Genomic DNA, 23,987 nt, shown 5'->3' with positions numbered 1-23,987 from the left:
GCCAGATCGCCGAACATGGAGCTCCGCCCCCCCATGGTGACGAGGACAACCCCGCGCGCTCGATCGATGCTCGTCGGGTCTGCGCTGGCGCTCACGCTCTCGGGAGCGTGCTCGGACCCGGTGCCGATCGGCCCACGTCCCGACGCCGGCGGCGACGGCGGAGGCGGCAGCGGAGGCGCGCCGCCGCTCTGCAGCTCCGGCGACGTGCAGCCCTGCTATCCCGGCCCGGCAGACACCGAGGGTGTCGGCGTGTGCGCGGCGGGCGTGCGGAGGTGCCAGCCAGACGGCCAGAGCTTCGGCGAGTGCGAAGGCGCCGTGGTCCCGAGGCCCGAGGACTGCAGCACCACCGTGGACGACGACTGCGACGGCGCGACGAACGAGCCCGACGCGGGGTGCGTGTGTACCCCGGGCCAGATCAGGAGTTGCTACAGCGGCCCCGAGGGGACGAGCGGCGTGGGGCTCTGCGCGGTGGGGCTACAGATGTGCGATCTCTCGGGCACGTCGTGGCGGCCGTGCGACGGCCAGGTCACCCCGCAACGAGAGACGTGCACGGACGACACCGACGAGGACTGCGACGGCTTCGCCTGCAGCGCGCCGCTCTGGGCCGCCCTCTACGGTGACCAGAACACCCAGAGCGCGACCAGCGTCGGCGTCGACGCGCAGGGAAACGTCTATATCGGCGGCACCTTCTCGGGGACCATCAACCTGACCGGCAAGGAGACGGGCACCCTCGTCAGCATCGGCACCTCCGACGTGTACGTCGCGAGCTTCGACCCCTCGGGACAGCACCGCTGGAGCGTGAGGTTCGGCGGCAGCGGCGCCGAGACGCTCAACGCGCTCGCTGTGACGCCTGAAGGCAACCTCGTGCTCGGCGGGACGTTCTACGGCTCGTTCACGTTCGGCGGCACGACGCTGCGCAGCGTCAACGCGCTCGACACCTTCGTGGTCACGATGAGCGGAGAGAAGGGCGAGCAAGGCTGGGCACGCCAGCTCGGAGACGCGGCCGATCAGACGCTGCGCTCGATCGCGGTGGACCCCGCCGGAAACATCGTGATCGCCGGCTACTTCAGCGGCTCGCTGCTCTGCTCGTCGCCGCCCGTCCCGGTCTGCGCCACCAGCGCAGGCGGCACCGACATCTTCGTGCGGAAGTACGATCCGCTCGGCGCCACCCTGTGGACCAGGATCTACGGAGACGACAAGAACCAGTTCGCCACCAGCGCCGCCGTCGGCAACGACGGCAGCGTGCTCGTCACCGGCCGGTACAACGGCACCCTGACCGTCGGCCCCCGGCAGGTGAAGAACACCGGGCTCGGGCCGAACCTGTTCGTCCTGAAGCTCGACAGCAGCGGGAACGGCGTCTGGCTCTCGGACTATGGAGACACGGCGTCGCAGGCAGGTACCGGCATCGCCGTCGCTCCCTCGGGCGCGGTGCTCGTGACCGGGACGTACATGGGCGAGCTCAACTTCGGGGCGGCCGGCACGCTCCCCTCCAACGATGTGCAGACGGCGTTCGTGGCGTCGCTCGCCCCCGACGGCGTACCCGTGTGGGCGCGGTGGTTCGCCGGAGACGGCACCCAGGAGAGCACGTCGATCGCCACGGACGCGGAGAACGGCGTGGTGGTGACCGGCTCGGTCCAGGGCGTGGTCGACCTCGGCGGCGGGCCGCTGCCCAGCGGCGGCGGCTTCGACGCGTTCGTGGCGAAGCTCGACGCCGATGGCAACCACCTCTGGGGGAAGGTGCTCGGCGCCGCCGGCAACCAGAAGTCGAACGCGGCGGCCATCGCGCCGAGCACGGGGGTCATCGCGCTCTCTGGCACCGCCGAGGGGAAGATCGACTTCGGCCTCGGCGAGCACGTGGCGAACGGGACCGACGCGTTCGTCGTGCTCCTGTCGCCGTAGACCGGAGCCGCGGCCCCGGTCACGGGGCGCCGCGGGCGCCCGCAGGGACGAGGTCGACGCGGCCGAGCTCCTCGTTGGTCGCCGCGATGGCGGCGCGGATCGGCTCGCCGACGCCGTAGCGACGGCTCGCGCCGACCAGCGCCTGGGCGGCGGCGTCGATCCGATACGGGCCGCCCGGCAGCGCCTCCAGCGCGATCGTGCCCGTCGCGCCGGACTCGACCATCTGGACGACGAGGCCGAACGGCTTGATGGATACGATGTAGCCCTCGATCTCCTCGCCGACGCGGGACGCGAAGAGGCGCGCCACGAGCATGCGGTGCCGCTCCGTCTCGGCCTTGGCGGCGCTGCGCGCGCGCGCGTTCAGGTGGTGGGCGAGCGACGCGAGCACCTCGGAGTCGACGCGCTGGTCGCGGTGGCCCTGGAGATAGCGCTTGACCACGCGGTGCACCGCGAGGTCGGCGTAGCGGCGGATCGGGGACGTGAAGTGCAGGTACAGCGGGGCGCCCAGGCCGAAATGCAGGCCTCCGGCGCCCGTGTACCGGGCAGGGCCGAGCGCCTTGCCGAGCACGGTGCGGATGGCCGGCGCGAGCTCGGAGCCCCTGTACTGCGCCTCGAACGCCGCGAGGCCGAGGGGGCTCAGGCGCGCGCCGAAGCCGGCCTCGACGCCGAAGTTGTGCGCGAACTGCTCGAGCGCGCGGACGCGCTCCTCGGTCGGCTCGTCATGGACACGAAAGACGCAGGGGAGCCCGCGCGCCACGAGCCAGCTGGCCACCGCCTCGTTCGCCGCCACCATCAGCCGCTCGATGAGGCGGTGCGCGCCCGTGTCGGAGCGCGGCGAGACGGCGGTCGGCTCGCGCGTCTCGGCGTCCAGCGTCACGTACGCCTCCTCGCGATCGAGCTCGACGCCGCCGCGCGCCGCGCGGACCGTCGACAGCCGCGCGGCCGCGGTGCGGAGCCAGCGCACGACCGGCCGGGCCGCCTCGGGGATGCCGGCGGAGCGGCCCGTCGTCAGGAACTCCTCGACGGCGTCGTACGAGAGGCGGGCGTGCGAGCGGATCACGCTCTCGTGCAGGTCGATCGACGTGATGCCCCCCTCGGGGTCGATGCGCAGCTCGACCGTGACCGCGAGCCGATCGACCCCGGGGAGCAGGCTCGCCGCGTCGCCGGAGATCGCGTCGGGGAGCATCGGGATGACGCGGCCAGCCAGGTAGACGCTCGTGCCCCGGGCGCGGGCCTCGAGATCGAGCGGCGAGCCCTCGGGGACGAACGTGTCCACGTCGGCGATCGAGACGAGGACGCGGAGCGCCCCGTCGGGCCCGGCGGGCAGCACGGCGACGGCGTCGTCGATGTCCGTGGTGACGGGCGCGTCGATCGTGACGGTGATGACGTCGCGCAGGTCGCGGCGGCCGCGCGCGAGCTCGCGCTCGACCGACACAGCGGCGACCACCGCGCGCGACGCATCGAGGACCTCGCCCGAGAACACGGCGCGCACGCCGTTGCGGGCGAGGCACCGCTCGATGCCGAGGTCGGCCTCCGACGCGACGACGCGCGCCGGGACGACCACCGCGCCCTCGATGGTGGCGACCACCGCGGCGCCCTCGGGGAGGTCGTCGGCGCTGCCCGGCTTGAACGGCCAGTCCGTGTTGGAGACGAGGCGATCGACCCGGAGGTGCGGCCGCTTCGCGTGCGATACGACCGTCCCGAAGAGCTCGGAGCGATCGCGCTGGACGAGGGCGAGCTGCGACGCGCTGAAGCGGCCCGGCTCCGCCTCGACGACGACCGCGTCGACGACGTCGCCGTCAAGGAACGGGTTCAGATCGGGCGGCGCGATGAAGGCGGTCGCCGAGCCGAGGGCAGCCCAGCCCGGCCTGCCCGGCCCCCCCGCCTTCTCCGGCGAGGCCTCGATGTTCAGGAACCCGAAGCCACGGGGGTTGACCGAGATGCGTCCACGAACGGGTGCGTGCATAGGCGCGGAAGGTACGCCAGATCCCGGCGCGTTCGAGCACAAGCTGCCCGTCGAGCTCGCATCGACGCAAGAGAATTACTGCAACACGGTAAACAAAGCGGCGCGTGACGTCGCGGCGCCGCGCGCTGCATGCCGAGATGCGCTCGGAGGCCCGGGGTGCCTCGCGCCGCGCTGCGATGACGTGCGGGCGGCATCGCGGTTCCACGTGCGCCGGCCCCCGTCCATGGACGGGACGCCGGGACGCCACGGCAAAAGTGCCTCCCTGGACGGTTCGCGGCGCCGGATCGGCTTATACTCGGCACATCGTGGAAGACTCAGGGGACATCATCGAGCTAGCGCGTGTGATGCCTCGGGACCGCTTCGTCCGCCAGGTGACGAACCTGCTCCTCGTGGTGTCCGAGGCTGGTCCGGACAACCAGCAGATCGCGTTCCGGACGGTCGCCGCATCGCCGGCGGCGCACCGGAAACCGCCGCCTCCGCCCGGCCCAGCGAGCGAGGTGTTCCAGCTCGTCAAGGCGAAGGGCAATCCCTATCTCGACCAGATCTCGGTGGGCCGCACGCGCAACTGCGACGTGGTGCTGCGTCACCCCTCGGTGTCCAAGCTGCACGCGCACTTCCGGCGGAATGAGCAGGGGCAGCTCGTGCTCATCGACAACGGCTCGCAGAACGGGACCCGCGTGAACGGCAAGCTGCTCTCCGAGGGCGAGCCGCAGGAGGTCTCGGTGGGCGACGTGCTCCAGTTCGGCCGGCTCACGACGTCGCTGCTCGATGCGGCGGCCCTCTTCGACCTCGTGCGCGAGCAGGCGCGCCTCGCGAGGGACCAGGCGAACCGGTGAGCGCCGCGCGCGGCGGCGCTCAGAACCGGTATCCCGCGGAGACGTTCGGGAAGAACATCGTGAACGTACCGTGGGCGAGCTCCTCGAACACGACCTTCTTGCCCGGCGCGCAGTCGACCGTGGGGTGCGCCTCGTCGCACTCGGCCCCGACCACGTAGGTGCTGCCCGTCTCGAGCGGCGGGCCGTCGACGAGGAAGAAGCCGACGCCGAGGCCCGCGCTGGCGCTGAGGCGCCCGAGCTTCAGCCGGAGCCTCAGCTCGGGCATCGCGAACGGGGCGGCGGCGCGGACGGCCCTGCCCGCGTTCTGCACGGCCACGCTGACGGTCCTCTCCGCGTCGGACGCCGTGCCGGTCACCTCGTCGCTCATCTCGGCCAGCACCACGCCGAGCCCGAGCGCGCCGCCGACGTCGAGCCATGACGACAGCCCGTAATGATAGCTGCCGCCGACGATCACCGTCACGCCGGCCATGCCGATGTCGTCGTGAAAGCTGTAGCGGATGGGGAGCCTCTCGTCGCCCCCGCGCGGAGCGGCGTACGTCGCGTCGAGCGAGCGATCGAGCGTCGTGCGGAGGCTCAGGTACCCGGCCGTGAGCTCGATGGCGGCGCCGATCGGGAACTCGTAGCTGCCGCGCACGCCGGCCAGAACGCCGGACGGGCGCGAGATGCCCGAGCAGCTGTAGCTGCCGCAGCTCCGCTCGGCGTCGCTCTCGAGCGACGAGGCGAAGGCATAGCCGCCGGTCGCCTCCAACCGGAAGACGCCGACCCTCCGACCCCAGCGCGGGTGCGCGTCGTCGATGGCGAGCGGCAGGACGATGTCGCCCCTCGTCGTGTTGTCGACGGTCGCGCGCAGCGTGCGCGAGAAATAGCCCGGCTCGTGCGCCTCGAAGGTGTGGCGCCCGAGCGGCAGCGCCCCGCGCCACTGCCCCTTGCCGACCGGGACGCTGTCGATGGTCAGCTCCGCGCTCAGCGGCTGGGCGACGACGCGGACCTCCTCGCCGAGCGGCCCCGCCTCGACCGTGGCGACGGCGAGCTGCCCCGCGATGACGTTCGCCTCGCGGGGCGCAGAGCCGAAATTGCCCTTGCGCACCGAGTAAAAGTGCGGGCCAGGCGCGAGCGCGCCTTCCCACGGCAGCTGGCCGATCAGCGCGCCGTCGATGGTGAGATCGGCGCCGACGAGCCGCTCGTCCTCGATCTTCAGCCGGCCCGTGCTGGCGAGCGGATCGAGCTTCGCGTCCACCGACCTGGTCTCGGCGACCCTGACGGTCACGATCCGCTCGAACGTGTGCCAGCCGTCCTTGACCACACGGAGCGTGTGATCCCCGGGGAGCAGCCGGATCGGGCCGGCGAGGGGGAGCCGGCCGCGCTGCCTCCCGTCGATGAGCACCAGGCCATCGACGTTCGACGAGACGACGACGCTGCCGATCCGCGCTCGCAGCGTGGCGATCGCGGACGCGACGCTCCGGCGCTCCGGCTCGCCGAGCTCCGCGCGGAGCTCCGTGAGCAGCGCCTCGTAGAGCTCGAGCGCCTCGTCGTAGCGCCCGAGCTGATCGAGGCAGAAGGCGGCGTTGAGCGTGTTGGGCACGGACGCGACGACCTGACGCGACCTCAGGTAGAGCTCGAGCGCGCGCTGGAAGTCGCCGATCTTGCGCAGCTCGTTCCCTTCCTGAAAGAGCGCCTTGGCCCGGGCGAGCGCCTCGTCCGGCGACGCGGCCGGCGCGGGCTCCGGCGCGGGCGACGCGGGCGCCGGCGCAGGCGGCTCGGGTGGCGCGCCCGGGACAGCCGCCGCCGGCGGGGGCTGCGCGCGGGCCGGAGGCGCAGGCGCCGCGCTCGCCACGGCGAGCGCACAGGCCGCAAAGCAGCGCCGCAGGGCGCGACGGGCGCACGGCATCGGTCTCACCACCGGTCGACCGGCACCACCGCGGTCGGAGCCGGCGGAGCCGCAGGCGCCCCCGTGGCGGAGGGCGCAGCTGGCTCGGCCACGGGAAGAGCGCCGCGCGGGACGCGGCGCTTCCTGTCACGGCGCGGGGCAGGCTCGGAGGCCGCGACCGACGCAGAGGCCGGCGCGGGCGGCTGGAGATCGATGCGATCAGGGCGGATCGTGCCGTCGCTCAGCAGGAACACCGTCTCCTTCGTGGTCGCGCCGCCGCGGGTCACCTCGATCTCGAACGTGTCGCCGGCCTTGCCCGTCAGGTCGAGCCGGCCGTCGCTCACCGGACGCGCCGCGCCGTCGACCCGCACCATCGCGTCCTTCGGGAGCGTCACGACGGCGGTGAAGGACGCAGGCACAGGCGCAGGTGCGGGTGCGGGCGCGACGGGCAGCGCGGGCTCGCTCGGCGCGGCGGGCGACGCGAGCGGCTCGTTGCCCGTCGAGGCGCGCAGCGCGAGACCGCCGCCGATCGCGGCCAGGGCGACCACCGTGACCGCCGCCCCGACGAAGCGCCGCCGTGCCACACCGGAAGGCTCCTTCACGGCGGTGAACGAGCTGCCGCCGATGGATCGCTCCTCCCCCTCGACCGATCGCGAGAGCCTGGACTCGCGCAGCGCGGAGATCGGGGTGGCGCCGGCGCGCCGCTCGGGGTCGATGCCCCGCAGCTGATCCAGCGTGACGACGCCGTTGCCCTCCGCGTGCGGCTCGAGCGCGGCGATGAGCTCCTCCATGCTCTGCCAGCGCTCCGCGGGATCCCGCAGGAGGCCGCGGTGCACGACGGCCGCGAGCGCCGGGGAGACCCACGGCGCGGCCCCGGAGAGCGGCGGCACGCGCTCGGTGCAGATCGCGAGCAGGAGCTCGGCGAGCGAGGCGTTGGGATCCCAGGGGCAGCTCCCGCAGAGCGCCTGGTAGAGCGAGACCGAGAGGCTCCAGATGTCGGAGCGGTGATCGACGTCCTTCGCCATCTTCGCTTGCTCGGGAGACATGTAGATGGGCGACCCGAGCACGCCGCCGGCGCGCGTGAGCTCGTGCGAGACGCCATCCCCCGTGCGCTTCGCGATGCCGAAATCGCACACCTTGACCACGATCCTGCGATCGCTCGACGACGGCGGGCGGATGGAGCCGGACGGGCGCCGCCCCGAGGACGGCGGGCGGACCGAGCCGGAGGAGCGCCGCACCGACGGCGGCGCCGAAGCGAGCGGGCCGCGCTGGGTGGACGGCGGCGCCGAAGCGAGCGGGCCGCGCCGGGTGGACGGCGGCCCCGAAGCGAGCGGGCCGCGCCGGGCGGACGGCGGCGCCATCGAGGTCGACGGCCTTTGGGCCGCGCCCTCGAACGGCGCGTGCAGGAAGAGGTTCGCCGGCTTGATGTCGCGGTGCACGATCCCCTCGGCGTGCGCCGCCGCGAGCCCGCGCGCCGCCTGGATGAACACGCGCACGACGGGCTCCGGCTCCAGCGGGCCGCGCATCCTGAGGAGCTTGGCGAGGTCGACGCCGTGCAGGAGCTCCATGATGATGAACGGCGTCGCGAGCGTGAGATCCGTGCCGAGCTCGAACGTCTTGACCACGTGCGGGCTCTGGATCGCGGTCACCGCGCGCGCCTCGCGGATGAAGCGGCGCACGGCGTGGTCGTCCTGCCCGACGGCGCTCTTGAAGATGATCTTGGCCGCCACCCGCCGCCCTTCGGGCGACTCCGCCTCGTAGACGGCGCCCATCCCGCCGCGCCCGATCAGCCGGCGCACCGCGTACCGGCCGCCGAGCTCGCGGCCGACCAGCGGATCGGTCTCGGCGCCGGCGCGCTCGGCGACGGCCTCGCGCAGCTCGGGATCGAGCGGCCTCAGCATGTCGATGGTGATGCGCTCCTCGCTGCCCGACGCGGCGCGCAGCGCCTCGGCGAACGCCTCGATCGACGGATAGCGCCGGTCGACGTCGCTGTGCAGCGCGAGCGAGAGCGCGGTCGCGAGGCGCGCCTCGATCCACGGGGCGCGATCCTGGATCGACGGGAGCTGCGCAAGATGCGCAAGAGACGACGCCGGCGCGTCCGCCGCCGTGTCCGCGGGGCCGAGCTCGGCCGTGTCCGCCGTGACGTCGAGCTCGGCCCACGGCGAGACGCCGCAGAGCATCTCGTAGAGCGTCGCCGCGAGGCCGAACACGTCGCCCCGCACGTCCGCGGAGCGGTCCTGCGGCCCCGACTCGTCGCGCAGAGGACCGGTGCTCCTCGCCGCCTTGCCAGGGGCGGAGGTGGCCGTGTCACAGCCCTTCGAGAGCCCGAAACCAAAGACGCGGACGAGGATCTCTCCGCTCTCGAGGTGCTCCAGGAAGATGCGCGGCGGCCGCACGTCGCGGTAGACGAGGCCCGCGGCGTGCACCGCCGAGAGCCCCGCGGCGGCCTGGAGCGCGATCCGCACGGCGACATCGGGCGCGAGCGGCCCCGTCTCGGCGAGCAGGGCGGCGACGTCGGTCCCGTCGAGCAGCGGCATCACGAGGTAGGCGAGATCGCGCTCGAGGTCGTGGCCGGCATCGACGATCGGGACGACATGCGCGTTGTCGAGCTTCGCGGTGACGCTCGCCTCGCGGGTGAGCCGTGACAGCGTGTCCTCGGTGACGACCTCGGGCCGCAAGACCTTGAGCGCGACGCGGCGACCCGAGGGGCCCCGGGCCTCGAACACGACACCGAAGCCCTGCGCGGAGAGGACGCGGACGATCCGATATCCGCCGGTGAGCGCGCCCCCCACGAGCGCCGTCGGATCCACCAGAGGTGCTGTCCGGCCCATGTCCTCAAGCATACGACGGCCCATCGCGCCCCACAAAGCATGAGTGGCACGCGACCTCGGAGGCGCGCTGCGCGCGGGCGCCGCACCGTCGCGGAGCGCCGGCCACGCACCTACAACGACGCCACGCCCGCCGCACCGCGGCGCGCCCGCCGAATGTAGGCGCGACAACCGCAGGTAACGCGGTGAACGGACCGCCGTATACGCAAGGACACGAGGGGATACGCGGGGACACGCAAGAGCACGGGGGGATACGAGGGGATACGAGGGGATACGCATGAACACGCAGTAAGCCCTTTGAATCATGGAATATTTGTCTCATTTGTCTTGCCGATCGAAAGCTCACGAGTCTAGACTCCCATCATCCCATTCGCCGCCGCTCGGTCAGGATCTGGGCAGGACTGGTTGATCTCAAGCGCGCACCCCGATGTGCGCCTCCCCCGCCGGGGGACCCGGAGGCACCATGACCCTGCGATCCCTCGGGCGCGCGCTCGCCGCCCTGACGGCCTTTCTCGTCCTCACGCTCATCCTGGCGCGGCCGGCGCGGGCCAAGGGCTCTTCCGTCGATGAGCAGCTCGTCAAGGTGCTCGCACGACACGGGTTCACCGGAGAGATCGAGTCGACCCTGGAGTCGCGGCTCGGGCGGAAGCTCGACAAGAAGCTCGCGAAGCTCGGGCGTGACCTCTTCTTCGACAGCCTCCTCGGCCTGAACGACGACAACTCGTGCTCAGGCTGCCACGCGCCGACCGCGGGCTTCGCCGACACGCAGTCGATCGCGATCGGCATCGACAGCAACGGCGTCGTCGGGCCGCACCGCACAGGGCCGCGCAACCAGCGCCGCGCGCCCACCATCATCAACACGGCCTTCTATCCCGCGCTGATGTGGAACTCGCGGTTCTTCGCCGTGTCCGGCGACCCCTTCGACAACAGCCAGGGGTTCTCGTTCACCGCGCCGGAGGGGATGTCGCTCTCTTCCCTGCCGCACCTGCTCAACGCCCAGGCGTTCATCCCGCCGACCGAGGTCACGGAGATGACCGGGTACGAGGCGCCGCAATCGCACGATGTCGTGCGCGAGGAGGCCACGGCGCGCGTGAACGACGTGAAGGCGTACCGGAAGCGGTTCGCCAAGAGCTTCCAGGCGGTGAAGCGAGGGGACGACATCACCTACGAGATGATCGCGGCCGCCATCGCCGAGTTCGAGATGTCGCTCACGTTCGCCGACGCGCCCATCGACAGGTTCGCCCGCGGCCGCCGGCACGCGATGACGCCGGAGCAGAAGCGCGGCGCGCTGCTCTTCTTCGGCGAGGCGGGGTGCGTCAGGTGCCACGCGGTGTCGGGGGAGTCGAACGAGATGTTCAGCGACTTCCAGCAGCACGCGATCGGCGTGCCGCAGATCGCGCCGACCGACGATCCGGCGCACTCGAACGTGGTCTTCGACGGCCCGAACGCCGATGAGGACTTCGGCCTGGAGCAGGTCACGGGGGATCCGGCCGATCGGTACAAGTTCAGGACCTCGCCGCTGCGCAACGTCGCCCTCCAGCCCACGTTCTTCCACAACGGCGCGTTCACGTCGCTGGAAGGCGCCATCCGCCACCACCTCGACGTCTACACGTCGGCCACGGAGTACACGAACAAGCACCTCGATCGCGACCTGCGGGGTGAGATGGGCCCGCTCGCGCCGGTCCTCGCCGCCGTCGACCCGCTGCTGCAGGCGCCGATCGACCTCACGGAGGAGGAGATCGGCTGGCTCTGCGCCTTCGTGGGAGAGGCGCTGCTCGACCCGCGCGCGACGCCGAAGCGGCTCGAGGCGCTCATCCCGGAGGAGCTCCCGAGCGGGCGCGAGGTCCACCGCTTCGAGTAGCCGCGGGCCGGGCGGGCGGCGCTCACGCGGTCGAGCGCCCGCCGGCACCCCGGCTCAGCTGCGGTTCAGGCAGCTGCTGAGCGATTCCTTCTGGATGCTGCACTCCTCGTCGTACTTCGCGGGATCGCAGTTGTCCTCGGCGTGGTTGCGACACTCGAGGTACGACTCCCACGCGTCGTGACAACCAGCCTCCTCGGCGGCCTCCGTATCGGCGCTGCACATCGCGAGGCAGCTCTGCTCCGTCGCGGCGCCCCCCGGGCACTCCACGGCTTGCTCACAGAGCTCAGGGCACCCCTCCTCGCCGTGCTCGTCGCCGCAGCCCAGGGCGACGAGGGCGAGCACCATGATTGTCATCACCTTCATCGGCCCACCGTATCACGAGCGCGGCGCCGCGCGCCGGCGCCGTCCAGGTGGACGCCAGTGGGCAGCCGCCAGGGCGGCGCGCCGGCGCTCTCCGGCGACCGCTCCCGGGAGCGGCGCAGCTCAAGGCAGCAGCCGGGAGAGGAGGCTCCACTTCGCCGAACGACCGGACTTCATGGCGAGGACCGTGGTCACGCCGATCACCCCCGCCGTGAGGGCGATGTTGAGCGGCCCCATGACGCCGAGGAGCCGCTGCAGCGCCGCGGCCTTCGCGCGCGGTCGCGGCGCCGGCGCTTCACCCTCCTTGAGGAGAGGCATTCCGCCGTCGGGCGCCTCTTCGCGCATCTGCTGTCCGCCCAGCATGCTGGCGACGCTCGTGGCCAGCGTCGCGCCCAGGAGGAGGTCCTTCAAGCGCACCAGATCGCGGGTCTCACGGTCGATCGATCGCCCCGAGATCACCGTCCGCCCGATGAACCAGGTGGCCGCGGCGGTGCCGAGCGAGATCGCGCTGACGAGGTTGTACCGCTGCCATGCGTCAGAGAGCACCTTGCCCCGCTCGGCCTCGGAATGGATGTCCTTGACCGCCTGGCGCAACGCCAGCCGGCCAAAGAGGGGGCCACCGAACCCCGCGGCCAGACCGAGCTCATGCAGCACCCATGCAGACGTCGAGAGTGTAGCCATGTCGTTCCACCTCGTCGCGACGCGCAAGCAAGATCGTGCCCAGGGCTTGACTGCGCGCCTGGATCCAGGCTGTCGCCGGCGCGCCGCCTCGGCAGCGCGCCGGCGTCCGCGAGGTCGGGCCCGGCCCCGAGGAGAACGGCGTTTGCCCGGCGCCAGGTCACGTCGGCAGGTACGTCGCGCCGCCGCGCAGCACGTCATTCCCGCGAGCGCCGCTGAACTCTCGTCCGGCGGATGAGCCACGCTCGTCGACGAGCGCGGCGGCGGCGGGGCGGAGCACGTCGGCCACGGCCTGCCGCCGCAGCCGGTGGAGCTCGCCTTCGGCGAGGAACCCGTGGGAGGGCGGGAGATCGCGGTCCGCCATGCCCGGCGCTCCGGCGCCCACCTGGTCGAGCGCGCGCGCGAAGGCCGCGGCGACGCGCCCTCGAAGGCGCGCGCCGCCCGTCGTGACGGCCCAGCGGACGAACGCCCAGGCGAGCTCCGCGTGGCGGGCCTCGTCGCGCGCGATCGCCTGGAGCGCCATGCGCACCGCCGGCGGCCGCGCCGCCTGCGCGGCGACCTCCGCCTCGATGGCCGAGAGGGTCTCTCCGACGCAGCCCTCCACGACGGTCGCCAGGGTGAGGGCCTCGAGCGAGCCGAGGTCGTCGAGCGCGCCGTGCAGGGGCAGCGGGCCGACGCCCACCGGCTCCCCCGCGTACGCCGAGGCGATCGCGAGCGCGACGCGCGCGTGCCGCACCTCGTCGAGCGCCGCGCGGTGCGCCGCTTCGAGCAGCTGGGGAGGGGCGCCCTGCGCCATCAGCGCGAGCGCGAAGCGGCCGAAGGAGGCGACCGAGGCGTGCTCGTTCTGGCCACGCTCGGCCCAGCGCCGGGCGAGCTCGCGGCGCTCGGCGGGCGCGAGCGCGCTCAGGTCGGCGTCGGCGAGCGCGCGCTCGAAGCGCCGCGCGTCGGTCTGCGACCACGCGCTCGGGGCGTGCGCGAGCGGCGCGACGCGGGGCTCGCCACGGACCAGGAGGGGGCGCCCTTCACAGGAGATGGAACCGACGAGGTAGCAGCAGCGCGCCGGATCCGAGGCCTTTCGGTTCGCGTAGGGGCCCTGGATCCACCCGGCCGCGCCCTCGCCCTCGGCGCTGCACGTGCACGTCCCCGAGCCGGGCGGCAGGTCGTCGAGGTGCGGCGCCGCCTCGGAGGCCGCAGGGCAGGCGCCGCCGACCGGCGCCGTGCAGTGCACCTCGTAACAGCACTGGCCGTAATAGCCACCGTCGTGAAACGGTCCAACGCAGGTCGGATCCGGATGGGGATCGAGCGGCGCCGAGGCGTCAGGAGGATCGACTTCGCCACCTCCGCCGGCCCCCGATGTCGCGCCTCCCGTCGAGCTCGAGCCGGAGCTCACCCCCGATGCCGCGCCTCCCGTCGAGCTCGAGCCGGAGCTCACCCCCGATGCCACGCCTTCAGGCGCGCTGGAGCTGGGGCCGGACTCGACGTGCGTGCCGCAGCCCGACACCAGCGCAAGGCTCGCGCCCCACTGGGACGCGACCAGGATTCGAAGCAGGAACTTTCGCATGGACGGCGACAAGCAAGGCATGTACCGGGCGAACACCCGTGGCTTCGACCGCCGTGCGAGCCCGCCGTGCCAGCGTGTGCCATCGCCCTGCCGCCAGGCATGCGGCCTCGGCCCATGCTACCGGTCGACTTTCCATCCGGCCGCGGTCCTGGATACCGGGTCTCGATGTCACCAAACCACCCGGCCCGCCGGACAGATCTGGAGCGGTGCGAGGGTGCGTCCGTACCGATGAGGCCTCATGCGGATCGTTCTCGATAGCTCCGTCGCCATCGCCTCGATGAAGCCCGCAGAGCCCGGGCACGCGGACGCGATCGCCTTTCTCGAGCGCGCCCGCGCCGCCGTGGCCGCGGGCGCGGCGCGCGTGCTCGCGCCGCCCGAGCTATGGCTGGAGGTGTACGTCGCAGAGCAGCGGCTCGCGATGTCGCGGCGGGCCGCGCCCGCGGCCACGAGCCCGCTGGGAGGCCTCGCGATCGAGCTGGTCGCGCCCGAGGACGCGGGCGCCATCACGGAGTTCCTCGCCCAGCTGACGAGGCGCATGCGGGGCCGCAGGCCCTTCGCCAACGCGACCGACCTCGTGTACCTGTGGGCCGCCCGCCGCGCGGATGCGACCGTGGTGACGCTCGACGAAGGGCTCCTCAAGTACCACGGTGTCGTCTGCGATGTGACAAGGCCACAGCACGTTCGGCTCGAATTCGGATAACGCATTGCAGCGAGCCGCAATGCGCTTCACGCTACCTGCCGTCCCAGAAACGTCGAAAAACAGCAATCCTGGACGGCCACGGCGCAAGTTTACACTCCGCGCATATGCACTTGTCGCACCCGGCGAGGGCGGCTATCCCTGAGCGTCGCAGCGGAGCGCGCGGAGCTCGCGAGCCTGAGCTGCGCGGCGAGGCGCATGCGAAGTACATCGCTTATTTCACCGGTCCTCCCGGTGAGCTTGGCCCTTTTGACCACCCTGGCTGCGTCGCAGGCCCACGCCCGCCGCGCCGGGACGGCGGTGGAGGGGTGCAACGGCTGCCACACCGGCGGCGCGGTGCCGGATATCACCATCGACCATAGCCCGAAGAACCCGGCGGCCGGCGAGACGGTGACTCTGCAGGTGCAGATCCGGTCTGCCAACATCAACGCCGGGGGCATCTATCTCCTCACCGAAACAGGCCGGCTCTCCCCCATCAACGGTCAAGGCACCAAGCTCATCGACGAGCACCAGCTCGTCCACGACGCGCCGAAGCGGGCGAGCGGCGGGGTCGTCCGCTTCGACGCGCAGTGGATCGCGCCGGGCGCTCCGGGCGGGGTCGTCGTCCAGGTGTGGGCCCTCGCGGCCAACGGCGACAACAGCCCCCGCGGAGACGGCGCTTCGTCCGCCGACACCGCGTTTGCCTACGGATGCACCGGGACGACGTATTACCTCGATCGCGACGCCGACGGGTACGGCGACTCCAGCGTGCCCAGGGTCGATTGCACCCGGCCGGCCGATCACGCCGACCGCGGCGGCGATTGCGACGACTACAGCGTCAACATCCATCCCGGTCAGGAAGAGGCGTGCAACGAGATCGACGACGACTGCGACGGCGAGATCGACGAGAACCTCGAGGTCACAACGCAGTATGAAGACGCCGACGGCGACGGCTACGGCTCGTTCTTCGGCGCGACCGTCATGGCGAAGTGTCCCCCCGAGGGGTACGCGCCGAGCTCCAACGACTGCAACGACAGGTCCCCCGACGTCCACCCGGACGCGCCCGAGATATGCAATCTCGTCGACGACGACTGCGATGGCCGGATCGACGAGGGCGTGCGCGAGGTGTGCGGCGTCGGGATGTGCGCGCGGGAAGCGACCGCGTGCACCCCCGGGTCATGCACGCCCGGCGAACCGAGCCCCGAGGTGTGCAACGCGCTCGACGACGACTGCGACGGCGAGGTCGACGAGGACCCGGGCCTCTGCGCGCCCGGCGAGGGCTGCCCGAGCGGCACGTGCAGCAGCGGGACCGGCGGCGGCACGGCCGTGGGCGCTGGCAGCGCCGGGAGCGTCGGAAGCTCCGGAAGCGCCGGCGGCGCGGTTGCCTCTGCAGGCTCCGCGGGCGGCGGCGCGCCGGACGAGGGAGGAGCGGACAGCGGCGGTTGCGCCATCGACGCCGGCGCCCCCCGCGGCGGGTCTCCGTGGCGGCTGCTGACGCTCGTCTCGCCGTTCGCCCTCCTCGCGTTGCGGCGCCTGCGGAAGAGTGGCCCCCTAGGGTAAGCCTTCCTTGCAGGCGTCGAGCGCCGGGGTCACTCGTCTTCGAAGGCGTGCCGCCGGAGCTCCGCGTCGATCCGCACCACCGACCGGGCATGCGCGCGGCGCGCGTCGGCAAACAGGGCCGGGTGAGCGCAGGCCGCGAGGATCTCGAGCGACTCCACGATGCGGGGACCTGGGCGATTGAAGAAGGCGTTGCCGTCAGCGATGTACACGCGGCCTTGCGCCACGGCCCGATACGTCGCCCAGGGCAGCACACGGGGGAGGAGAGCGAGCTCATCGAGCGTGCGCTCGAGGGTGAAGCCGCACGGCTTGATCATCACCACGTCGGGATCGAGCGCGGCGAGCGCGGCCGGCGAGAGCGTGGGCGCGTGAGCACCGGGAGGCCGGCCAGCCCCTCGGGGAAGTCGCACTCGTGCGAGACACCGACGAGCTCGCTCTGGGCGCCCAGCGCGCAGACGATCTCGGTCGCGGACGGCAGCAGGGAGGCGATGCGCATGCGCGGTATTCTATCTCCTGGCGATCCCCGCGGGGCGCGGCGCGCACAATGCTCGCGAAGACAGGAGGTCCCCATGAGACTGCAAGGCAAGATCGCGCTGGTCACAGGGAGCAGCCGGGGCATCGGCCGCAGCATCGCTGTCCGGTTCGCCCGGGAAGGCGCCGACGTGGCGCTCACGTACCACAAGAGCAAGGAGGGTGCCGAGGAAGCCCTGGCAGAGGTCGAGGCCGCCGGAAGGCGAGGTCATCTGTTCGCCGTCGACGTCGCCTCCGTCCAGAGCATGCAAGGGCTCATCCAGGAGGCCGTCGCGCGCTTCGGCCGGCTGGACGTGCTGGTCAACAATGCCGGGCTGGAGAAGCGGGCGCCGTTCTGGGAGGTGACCGAGGAGGACTACGATGACGTCATGAACACCAACCTCAAAGCGGTGTTCTTCGGGAGCCAGGCGATGGTCCGTCACCTGCGCGAGGCGCGGCGGCCCGGCAAGATCATCAACATCAGCTCGGTTCACGAGGATCTCCCGTTTCCCCACTTCGCGTCGTACTGCGCCAGCAAGGGCGGCGTCCGCATGCTCACGCGCACGCTCGCCGTGGAGCTGCGCGGCGCCGGGATCACCGTGAACGCCATCGCGCCGGGCGCGATCGAGACGGAGATCAACGCCGCTCTGCTCAAGGATCGCGACAAGCTGAGCGCGCTGCTCGACCAGATCCCGCTGGGCCGCCTGGGAAAGCCGGAGGACGTGGCCGGGCTCGCCGTGTTCCTCGCCTCGGCAGACGCCGATTACGTGACCGGCTCGACCTACTTCGTCGATGGCGGGCTGACCTGGAACTACGAGGAGCAATAGGCGGGCACGGCCCCTCGCCGAGGAGCGGCGTCGTTCGACAGCCTGAGTCGAGAAAAGTTTCCGACAGAATGCAATGCGGCGCGAGCGACCTGCCGCTGCGACGCCTCGGCGCGGAACATCGATTGCGCAGGCGCACCCCGCCGCGGCGCCTCGCGTTTTCGCGGCGCGCGGCCGGCTCGTTGTGGCACCATGCGCGCATGACGGAGCTCAAGACCTATACAGGAGGCTGTCACTGCGGGAAGGTTCGCTACGAGGTCAACGTGGACCTGAGCGCTCCCGTGGTCATGTGCAACTGCTCGCGCTGTTCGAAGCTGGGCGCGATGCTGGCCTTCGCGCCGGTGGACCAGCTCACGCTCAAGGAGGGTGGCGACGTTCTCACCGATTACCAGTTCAACAAGAAGGTCATTCACCATGTGTTCTGCTCGGTCTGCGGCGTCGAGTCGTTCGCGCGGGGAGTCGGCCCCAACGGACAGGAGATGTGCGCCATCAACGTCCGCTGCCTGGACGACGTCGATATCGACGCGCTCAAGATCATGAAATTCGACGGGAAGAGCCTGTAGTCGCGCCCCGGCTGGCCGGGGCCGCGGCCGACCACCGCCGGCCCTGCGCCCGTGCTCGCGCACCTGGCCAATCCGCGGGCGCGGGCTCGGGCGACACGGGTAGACTGGGCGCCCGATGTCGATCGATCGAGCAAGCGCGCTCCTGGCCTCGGCCCGCTCAGCCCTCTTCATCACCGGCGCGGGGGTCTCCGCGGCCTCCGGCATCCCCACCTACCGCGGGATCGGAGGGCTCTACGGCGACAAGGCGACCGACGAGGGGATGGCCATCGAGGAGGCGCTCTCGGGCGAGATGTTCCAGCGGCGCCCCGAGGTCACGTGGAAGTACGTCCACCAGATCGAGCGCGCGTGCCGCGGCGCGCGGCTCAACGCAGCGCACGCGGCGATCGCCCGGTTCGAGCGCCGCCTCGCGCGCTGCTGGGTGCTCACCCAGAACGTCGACGGGTTTCACCGTGGCGCGGGCTCCACGAACGTCATCGACATCCACGGAGATCTCCACCGCATCCTCTGCACGCGCTGCCCGTACGAGGCGCACGTCGACGATTACGCGGAGCTCGCCCCGTGCCCGCGCTGCCCGGCGTGCGCCGCCGTGCTCCGGCCCGATGTCGTCCTCTTCGGGGAGATGCTCCCGCTGGAGAAGGTCGAGATCCTCCGGCGGGAGCTCGCGCGGGGCTTCGACGTGGTCGTCTCGATCGGGACGTCGAGCCTGTTCCCCTACATCACGAGGCCGGTCCTGGAGGCCGCGCATTCCGGGGTTCCGACCATCGAGATCAACCCGGCGCTCACCGCGATCTCCACCGCCGTTTCGGTGCGGCTCCCGATGCGCGCCGTCGAGGCGCTGGAGGGGATCCTCTCCCGCATCGAGCCCGGCGGCTGACCGGCTCCGCGCGCTGCGTGGCAGCTGCTCGGGCTGCCGCCAGACGACGGCGAGGACCGCATTGTTCAGCCATGGCTGCCCGTCGGAGTCGATGTTCCGCCCGAGCTCGTCCCTGGTTCGTGGAACGACCCGTCCGGTGGCTGAGCCGGAGAAGGTGACTCGGCCGGCTCCTCTTCCCCCAGCCGGTCGAGCTCGCCCCAGAGCTCGTCCAGGTCGACCACCAGCCCGTCGCACCCTGGCACCGCCTCGACGCGCCCGCCCGCCCCTCCCCGGCTGCCCGCTTCCGTCCCGTCACGCCGTCACGCCGTCACCCTGATTCCGCCGCCGCCCCCGGCGGCGCGGCCGGCTCGGCCTTCTTCGGCTGCTTCTTCCGGCGGCTCTCCAGCCACGCCCTGCGCTTCTCCACCCACTTGGCGAGATCCTTCGCCAGCCAGCCGCCCTTCTGCCGTCCCACGATCTCCCGCAGCAGCAGCGCGGCCTGGCCGTGGCCGATGCGCATCGCGAACAGGTCGTCCATCACGATCTTCGCCCACCGCGTCCGGCGCACCGAGTCCATGTGATCGACGAACTGCTCTACCCGGAGCAGCACCTTCGTCCCGACCCCCGTCTTGCCCGTCACCACGAGCGCCGCCGTCTTCTCCTTGTCGAGCGCCTCGAGCCTGCGGATCGCCCCGTCGATCAGGTTCGCGTGCTCCGCCCACCCGGCGCCCCCCTGCGCCTTCGCCGCGCGCGTCGCGGCGAGCGCCTCGCGCAGATCGATCAGGCCGAAATCCGAGTACGAGAGGAAGAACGTCAGCACCTCGCGCCGCGCCGACGCGTTGCTCTGCATCCGCTCGATCGCCGTCCTCACGCGATCCATCGAGAGCCACCGGTAGACGAAGTCGAGCCCGGTCCCCTTGATGTTCTGCGACCCCATCAGCCGCGCGTCGAACCCCGGCGGGATCTCGCGCGTGATGAAGTCGATCACCTTGTCCCCCTTCGCGTCGGCGTTCCACAGGACCGCGATGCGCTCGAGGCACAGCTCGCGGAACGCCGCGCGGAACGCCTGGTTGGCCTCGGCGTCCGCGCCCCGCGACAGCGCCGCCTCCACCTCCGCGCGCGCCTTGTCGCGGCGGGCGAGCCGGCGCGACAGCCGCGCCGCGTGGTGGATGATGTCCGGGCGGATGTCGTCCTCGCCCGCCGGCGGCGCGTGCGCCTCCAGCGCCTGCTTCACCGCCGCCTCGATCGCCTCGGGCTCCCCCTTCTTCCCCAGAACCCCGGGGCCGCCCACGATCGCCGCCGCCGCCGCCTCGTCGATCGCCGGCAGCGCGCGCAGCATCCGGGTGAGATCCTCCTCGAAGGCGCCTGCCCGCGCCGGGACGCCCACCTTCTTCATCTGCTCGTCGAAGCGCTCGAGCGCGCGCTCCTTGCCCCCGTCGCCCGTGATCACCATGTCCCGGAGCCGCGCGTCGAGCCCCTCCGTGATGAACTGCATCATCCCGCCGAGGTTCGAGTTGATCAGCACCACGTGATCGACCCCGATGTCCTCCACGATGATCTGCGCGAACACGCGCGACCGCGCGACCCGGTCGGCGCGGTTGTTCACCACCATCACCGTCGCCTTGCCGGGCGTCGCGTCGATGTCGTGCTTGTCGAACGCGAGCCGCGTCCAGTTCGACATGAACCCGGCGCGCTCGTTCGCGCTCATCCCGTTCGAGAACGTCAGCTTCCGCCCCCGGTACTGCACCGTCGGGTACGTCTTCAGGACGCCGAGATCGAGGATCACGTGATCCGCGATCTCGACCAGCGCGAACTCGCGATCGACGCCGAAATGGTCCGCGAGCGCCAGCACCAGCGCCACGTTGCGCGGGTGCTCCTGGTACGGGAGCCGATCCAGGAGGTCGACCGGCAGGAGGTCCGCGTCGATCGGCGGGATCGCGACGAGGTTCGTCCCCTTCCGCTGCGCCTGGTCCTTGAGCAGCGGGAGCATCTGCTCCTCCGTCGTGAACGACAGGCCGTCCGTGGGCATGAAGCGCGCGATCACCCGGGCGACGTCCTCGCCCCCGGGGCCCTGGATGTCCTCGTGATCCGGGTAGGCGTTCGTCAGCGTCGTGATCTCGTCGCGCATCCACTCGGAGCAGAGCGTGTCCACGAAGAGCGGCTGGAGCGCCATGCACTCCCACAGGAACACCTGGGCGCGGAGGTTCCGCCCGGCCGTGAGGATGTTCCGCTGCTCCCAGATCGTGGCCTTGTCGTACGGGCGATAGATGAAGATCTCCTGCGCCGGCAGGTCGCGCATGGCGTGGATGAACATCGCCTCGCAGCCGGTCGTCTTCACGACGACGTCGTAGCGGAGCGCGTGGAACAGCGCGGCCTTGAGCCGCTCCGAGCCGCTCTTGCCGCGCGTGCCCCAGCCGCCGATCGTGAGCGGGATGCCCCGGCGGGCGCGCTCGATCTGCGCCGCGATCCACGCGGCCCGCAGCACCATGTACGCGAGGACGAGGAACACGATCCACGCGAGCTGCGTCGGGACGTTGCCCGCCGGCGAGACGAGGTACGAGAAGAAGCCGTCGATCCAGACCGGCACCGACGGGCCGGCGAGCCAGTCGCGACCGCTCTGGAGCAAAGGCGGCAGCGCGACCGCGAGGTACTTGCCCGGCAGGTGCGGCTCGATCGCGTACGGGCGGCCCTCGACCTCGCCCCCTGTGTCGCCGAGCGCGACCGTGAAGCCGAGCTCGCCCGTCATCAGCGTGAACTTCTTCTGCTCGGCCGGCTCCTGCGCCACGAGCGCGCGCATGCGGGCCTGGGCGTAGCGGTCGTAGCGCAGCGTGAGCAGGGCGCGGGCGCGCAGCCGGTGCGCGAGCTTGGCCGGGCCGCGCACCGTGACCGTGCCGCGCGCCGTGATGAGGCGGATCTCGCGCTGGGTCAGGCTGGCAGCGGCGAGCAGGTCGTCGATGCGGGGGACGAACGGCCCCCAGCCGCCGACGGGCGGGTAGACGTGGCGCTCGCCCGGCACGCGCGTCGGCGTGACCTCCGCCATGCCGACCGGCGGCGCGACGAGCTCGCCCGCGAAGAGGCGGCCGTTCGTGTGGATCCACCCCTTGCGCTTGTCCGGCATCGGCGTGCGCATCTCGTGGATGAGCCGCCAGAGGCGGAAGCCGCGCGGCTCGCCGCGCGTGAGCAGGTACCGTCCCCGGCCGCGGCGCCGCAGCGTGTACGTCATGTCGCCGCGCGACGCGACCGCGAGCGCGCGCTCGACGTCCCGGGGCTCGGCGTCGGCCGGGAACTCGACCGGCGCGCTCTCGCCCTCCAGGAGCTCCGACGCGGCGGCGAGGAGCGTCTGGCGGATGTGCTCGGCGACCGGGCGGCTCTCGACCTCGAGCAGCCGCAGCGCGGCGGCGGCCTCGTCCGACAGGTCCGGCGAGATCGCCGGGCGGCTCGCGAACTCGGCGAGCAGCTCGACGAAGGTCCCCGGCGGCAGCGGGGCGTAGGGCCCGGCGCAGAGCGTGCGCACCGCCTCGAGGGCCGCGCGGGACGCGAGCGGCGGGCCGGGCTTCGCGAGGGCGAACCGGACGGCGCGCTCGGCGAACGGGGCGGCGTCCGCCTGGTCGGTCGCGTGCCGCGAGAGCTCCCGCAGGGCGTACCCGCGGACGCGAGGCGACCCGTCGCCCTCGGCGATCTCGACGAGCGCCGTGAGGGCCTCCGCGCCGTCGAGCTCGACGAGCTGGCGAACGAGCTCCTGGCGGACGTGCTCGCTCGGGTCGTCGCGGGCGAGCAGCGCGATGGCGAGCGGGTCCGCGCCCGTGGGCGCCGCGCGGGCAGGCGGCGCGCCGGCGGCGGGATCGGCGCTGAGCCGGGGCGCCGAGTCGGGCGCGGGTGTGTCGGGCGGCCCTTCGCCCTCGGCGCCCTCGCGAGCGCCTCCGGAGGCGGCGGCGGCCTCCGGCGCGATGCTCGACCGGCTGGCGCGGCTGGCCTGCGCGCCGCTCCAGCGGCGCGGGTCCCGCGGGGCGCCGCCGAGGCGCGCCCCGCGGTCGAGCGGGATCACCGAGGCGGACGGGCGCGCCGCCGCGCCGAGCAGGCGCAGGGCGTTGCGGCGGAGGATGGGGCCGTCCTTGTCGGCGGCGTCCCGCGCGCGGAGGCGCTCGGCCAGCAGGGAGAACGCCTCGTCGGGGAACAGGAGGACGCCGATCTCGAGGGCGGCGATCTGCACCCAGCGGGACGCGTTGACCCCGCGCGACCACGCCAGCGCGGAGCGGGCCGCGTCGAGCCCGAGGTGGCCGAGCCGCTCGCGCGCCGGGAGGCGGTGCAGGAGGGCGACGGCGGCGAGCAGCGCGGCCCGGCGGACGGGCGCGGGGCGGCTCGGCTCGGCGTGCGCCATGGCGAGCCGGAGGACGCCGCCGTCGCGGGCGACGTGCACCGCGTCGGACGGGTCGTCGAGGTGCTTCGCGAGGTGGGTGAGGGCGTGGTACGCGACCTCGATCTCGTCGAGGCGGTCGGCGATGGCGGTGGCGAAGCGCTCCTGGGCCGCCTCGAGGTCGAGGTTGCGGCCGAGCGCCGAGAGGTCGCCGGCCTGCTCGACGCGCGCGGCGACCCAGCCGAGCAGGGAGGCGGCGCCGCTCGTCGCGCGCTGCTCGCGCTCTCGCGCCCAGACGCGGAGCTGCCGGGCGAGGAGCTCGCGCCGCTCGGCGGGGGTGGCGGCCGACTGGTAGGCCAGCACGAGCGCGGATTCGGCGCTGCGCAGCCGGTCGACCTCGGCGGCCGCGCCGTCGGCGCACCGGGCGAGCGCGGCGAGCAGCGCGGGCCTCGGGTGCTCCTCGTCGCCCAGGTCGGCCGTGACGCGGGCGACGACCGTGGCGATGGCGCGCGGGCGCAGGCGCACCTCGATCTGGGGGAGGCTGTCCTCGATGACCTCCGCGATCGATCGCGGCGCGGAGACCCAGGAGTCAGGCGCCTCGCGCGCGCTCACGGCGCCTCCGCGAGCGCGCGAAGGCGAAGGGCACGCGCTCGAGGGCAGAGGCGGCCTTGCGTCGGGGAGCGAGGGGCACCGTGCGGCGAGACCATCGGCGGGCGAGCAGCGTACACCGTCGCGCGGAGCTGTCGCGAGCCGCCGCTCGCGCGATCTGCGCTCCCCTCGCCTTCCCGCGCGCG

The 23,987-nt window shown here is 72.6% G+C and carries 17 protein-coding genes; 8 read left to right on the top strand and 9 right to left on the bottom strand.

Features of this window, described 5'->3' with window-relative positions:
- The first annotated feature begins 33 nt into the window (after positions 1 to 33).
- Positions 34 to 1,899, top strand: a complete 1,866-nt coding sequence (locus tag ACSRUE_RS11450) for a hypothetical protein (protein ID WP_441291041.1) — start codon at positions 34 to 36, stop codon at positions 1,897 to 1,899.
- 19 nt (positions 1,900 to 1,918) lie between these two features.
- Here the strand turns inward: ACSRUE_RS11450 and ACSRUE_RS11445 are convergent, their stop codons facing one another.
- Positions 1,919 to 3,865, bottom strand: a complete 1,947-nt coding sequence (locus ACSRUE_RS11445; protein WP_441291040.1) for a ribonuclease R family protein — start codon at positions 3,863 to 3,865, stop codon at positions 1,919 to 1,921.
- 305 nt (positions 3,866 to 4,170) lie between these two features.
- Here ACSRUE_RS11445 and ACSRUE_RS11440 point away from each other — a divergent pair, with 305 nt between their 5' ends.
- Positions 4,171 to 4,701, top strand: coding sequence for an FHA domain-containing protein (locus tag ACSRUE_RS11440; RefSeq protein ID WP_441291039.1), 531 nt, complete (start codon positions 4,171 to 4,173; stop codon positions 4,699 to 4,701).
- A 19-nt stretch (positions 4,702 to 4,720) separates the two neighbouring features.
- Here the strand turns inward: ACSRUE_RS11440 and ACSRUE_RS11435 are convergent, their stop codons facing one another.
- On the bottom strand, positions 4,721 to 6,589 hold the full coding sequence (locus ACSRUE_RS11435; RefSeq protein WP_441291038.1) for a PEGA domain-containing protein: 1,869 nt from the start codon (positions 6,587 to 6,589) through the stop codon (positions 4,721 to 4,723).
- 5 nt (positions 6,590 to 6,594) lie between these two features.
- Positions 6,595 to 9,399, bottom strand: coding sequence for a protein kinase domain-containing protein (locus ACSRUE_RS11430; protein ID WP_441291037.1), 2,805 nt, complete (start codon positions 9,397 to 9,399; stop codon positions 6,595 to 6,597).
- 460 nt (positions 9,400 to 9,859) lie between these two features.
- On the opposite strand from ACSRUE_RS11430, the gene ACSRUE_RS11425 reads away from it, so the two are divergent.
- Positions 9,860 to 11,257 (top strand): cytochrome-c peroxidase, encoded by a 1,398-nt coding sequence (locus ACSRUE_RS11425; protein WP_441291036.1) that lies wholly within the window; start codon positions 9,860 to 9,862, stop codon positions 11,255 to 11,257.
- A 54-nt stretch (positions 11,258 to 11,311) separates the two neighbouring features.
- On the opposite strand, the gene ACSRUE_RS11420 is transcribed toward ACSRUE_RS11425, so the two are convergent.
- The 3 genes from ACSRUE_RS11420 to ACSRUE_RS11410 form a co-directional block, all read right to left on the bottom strand.
- Positions 11,312 to 11,620, bottom strand: a complete 309-nt coding sequence (locus tag ACSRUE_RS11420) for a hypothetical protein (protein ID WP_441291035.1) — start codon at positions 11,618 to 11,620, stop codon at positions 11,312 to 11,314.
- Between the two features lie 120 nt (positions 11,621 to 11,740).
- Positions 11,741 to 12,298: a hypothetical protein gene (locus tag ACSRUE_RS11415; protein WP_441291034.1), complete on the bottom strand. Its 558-nt coding sequence runs from the start codon at positions 12,296 to 12,298 to the stop codon at positions 11,741 to 11,743.
- A gap of 157 nt (positions 12,299 to 12,455) precedes the next feature.
- Positions 12,456 to 13,856, bottom strand: a complete 1,401-nt coding sequence (locus tag ACSRUE_RS11410; protein WP_441291033.1) for a hypothetical protein — start codon at positions 13,854 to 13,856, stop codon at positions 12,456 to 12,458.
- A 238-nt stretch (positions 13,857 to 14,094) separates the two neighbouring features.
- Here ACSRUE_RS11410 and ACSRUE_RS11405 point away from each other — a divergent pair, with 238 nt between their 5' ends.
- Entirely contained in the window at positions 14,095 to 14,556 is a 462-nt protein-coding gene (locus tag ACSRUE_RS11405) for a PIN domain-containing protein (RefSeq protein WP_441291032.1), read from the top strand.
- A gap of 246 nt (positions 14,557 to 14,802) precedes the next feature.
- Entirely contained in the window at positions 14,803 to 16,092 is a 1,290-nt protein-coding gene (locus ACSRUE_RS11400) for a putative metal-binding motif-containing protein (RefSeq protein ID WP_441291031.1), read from the top strand.
- Positions 16,093 to 16,121: 29 nt separating this feature from the next.
- On the opposite strand, the gene ACSRUE_RS11395 is transcribed toward ACSRUE_RS11400, so the two are convergent.
- Both ACSRUE_RS11395 and ACSRUE_RS11390 read right to left on the bottom strand, forming a co-directional pair.
- Positions 16,122 to 16,412: a hypothetical protein gene (locus ACSRUE_RS11395; RefSeq protein WP_441291030.1), complete on the bottom strand. Its 291-nt coding sequence runs from the start codon at positions 16,410 to 16,412 to the stop codon at positions 16,122 to 16,124.
- Complete coding sequence (locus ACSRUE_RS11390; RefSeq protein WP_441291029.1) at positions 16,406 to 16,585, bottom strand: hypothetical protein; 180 nt, start codon at positions 16,583 to 16,585, stop codon at positions 16,406 to 16,408. The genes ACSRUE_RS11395 and ACSRUE_RS11390 overlap by 7 nt, the downstream gene beginning before the upstream one ends.
- A gap of 73 nt (positions 16,586 to 16,658) precedes the next feature.
- On the opposite strand from ACSRUE_RS11390, the gene ACSRUE_RS11385 reads away from it, so the two are divergent.
- The 3 genes from ACSRUE_RS11385 (at position 16,659) to ACSRUE_RS11375 (ending at position 18,860) form a co-directional block, all read left to right on the top strand.
- Positions 16,659 to 17,426 carry an SDR family NAD(P)-dependent oxidoreductase gene (locus tag ACSRUE_RS11385; RefSeq protein WP_441291028.1) on the top strand — a complete coding sequence of 256 codons (768 nt, stop codon included), beginning with the start codon at positions 16,659 to 16,661 and terminating at the stop codon, positions 17,424 to 17,426.
- Between the two features lie 197 nt (positions 17,427 to 17,623).
- Entirely contained in the window at positions 17,624 to 17,986 is a 363-nt protein-coding gene (locus ACSRUE_RS11380; protein ID WP_441291027.1) for a GFA family protein, read from the top strand.
- A 115-nt stretch (positions 17,987 to 18,101) separates the two neighbouring features.
- Positions 18,102 to 18,860, top strand: coding sequence for an NAD-dependent deacylase (locus ACSRUE_RS11375; RefSeq protein ID WP_441291026.1), 759 nt, complete (start codon positions 18,102 to 18,104; stop codon positions 18,858 to 18,860).
- Positions 18,861 to 19,167: 307 nt separating this feature from the next.
- Here ACSRUE_RS11375 and ACSRUE_RS11370 read toward each other — a convergent pair whose 3' ends face one another.
- On the bottom strand, positions 19,168 to 23,805 hold the full coding sequence (locus tag ACSRUE_RS11370) for a capsule biosynthesis protein CapB (protein ID WP_441291025.1): 4,638 nt from the start codon (positions 23,803 to 23,805) through the stop codon (positions 19,168 to 19,170).
- Positions 23,806 to 23,987: the final 182 nt, after the last annotated feature.

It is taken from the genome of Sorangium sp. KYC3313 (assembly GCF_052075895.1).
In the GTDB taxonomy this organism is placed as follows: domain Bacteria; phylum Myxococcota_A; class Polyangia; order Polyangiales; family Polyangiaceae; genus Sorangium; species Sorangium cellulosum_B.
This window is presented reverse-complemented; position numbering and strand designations above follow the sequence as displayed.

Coding starts and splice junctions, on each gene's coding strand:
- ACSRUE_RS11450 (WP_441291041.1), top strand. CDS start 34: ATGGTGACGAGGACAACCCCGCGCGCTCGATCGATGCTCGTCGGGTCT.
- ACSRUE_RS11445 (WP_441291040.1), bottom strand. CDS start 3,865: ATGCACGCACCCGTTCGTGGACGCATCTCGGTCAACCCCCGTGGCTTC.
- ACSRUE_RS11435 (WP_441291038.1), bottom strand. CDS start 6,589: ATGCCGTGCGCCCGTCGCGCCCTGCGGCGCTGCTTTGCGGCCTGTGCG.
- ACSRUE_RS11430 (WP_441291037.1), bottom strand. CDS start 9,399: ATGGGCCGGACAGCACCTCTGGTGGATCCGACGGCGCTCGTGGGGGGC.
- ACSRUE_RS11425 (WP_441291036.1), top strand. CDS start 9,860: ATGACCCTGCGATCCCTCGGGCGCGCGCTCGCCGCCCTGACGGCCTTT.
- ACSRUE_RS11420 (WP_441291035.1), bottom strand. CDS start 11,620: ATGAAGGTGATGACAATCATGGTGCTCGCCCTCGTCGCCCTGGGCTGC.
- ACSRUE_RS11415 (WP_441291034.1), bottom strand. CDS start 12,298: ATGGCTACACTCTCGACGTCTGCATGGGTGCTGCATGAGCTCGGTCTG.
- ACSRUE_RS11410 (WP_441291033.1), bottom strand. CDS start 13,856: ATGCGAAAGTTCCTGCTTCGAATCCTGGTCGCGTCCCAGTGGGGCGCG.
- ACSRUE_RS11405 (WP_441291032.1), top strand. CDS start 14,095: ATGCGGATCGTTCTCGATAGCTCCGTCGCCATCGCCTCGATGAAGCCC.
- ACSRUE_RS11390 (WP_441291029.1), bottom strand. CDS start 16,585: ATGCGCATCGCCTCCCTGCTGCCGTCCGCGACCGAGATCGTCTGCGCG.
- ACSRUE_RS11385 (WP_441291028.1), top strand. CDS start 16,659: ATGAGACTGCAAGGCAAGATCGCGCTGGTCACAGGGAGCAGCCGGGGC.
- ACSRUE_RS11380 (WP_441291027.1), top strand. CDS start 17,624: ATGACGGAGCTCAAGACCTATACAGGAGGCTGTCACTGCGGGAAGGTT.
- ACSRUE_RS11375 (WP_441291026.1), top strand. CDS start 18,102: ATGTCGATCGATCGAGCAAGCGCGCTCCTGGCCTCGGCCCGCTCAGCC.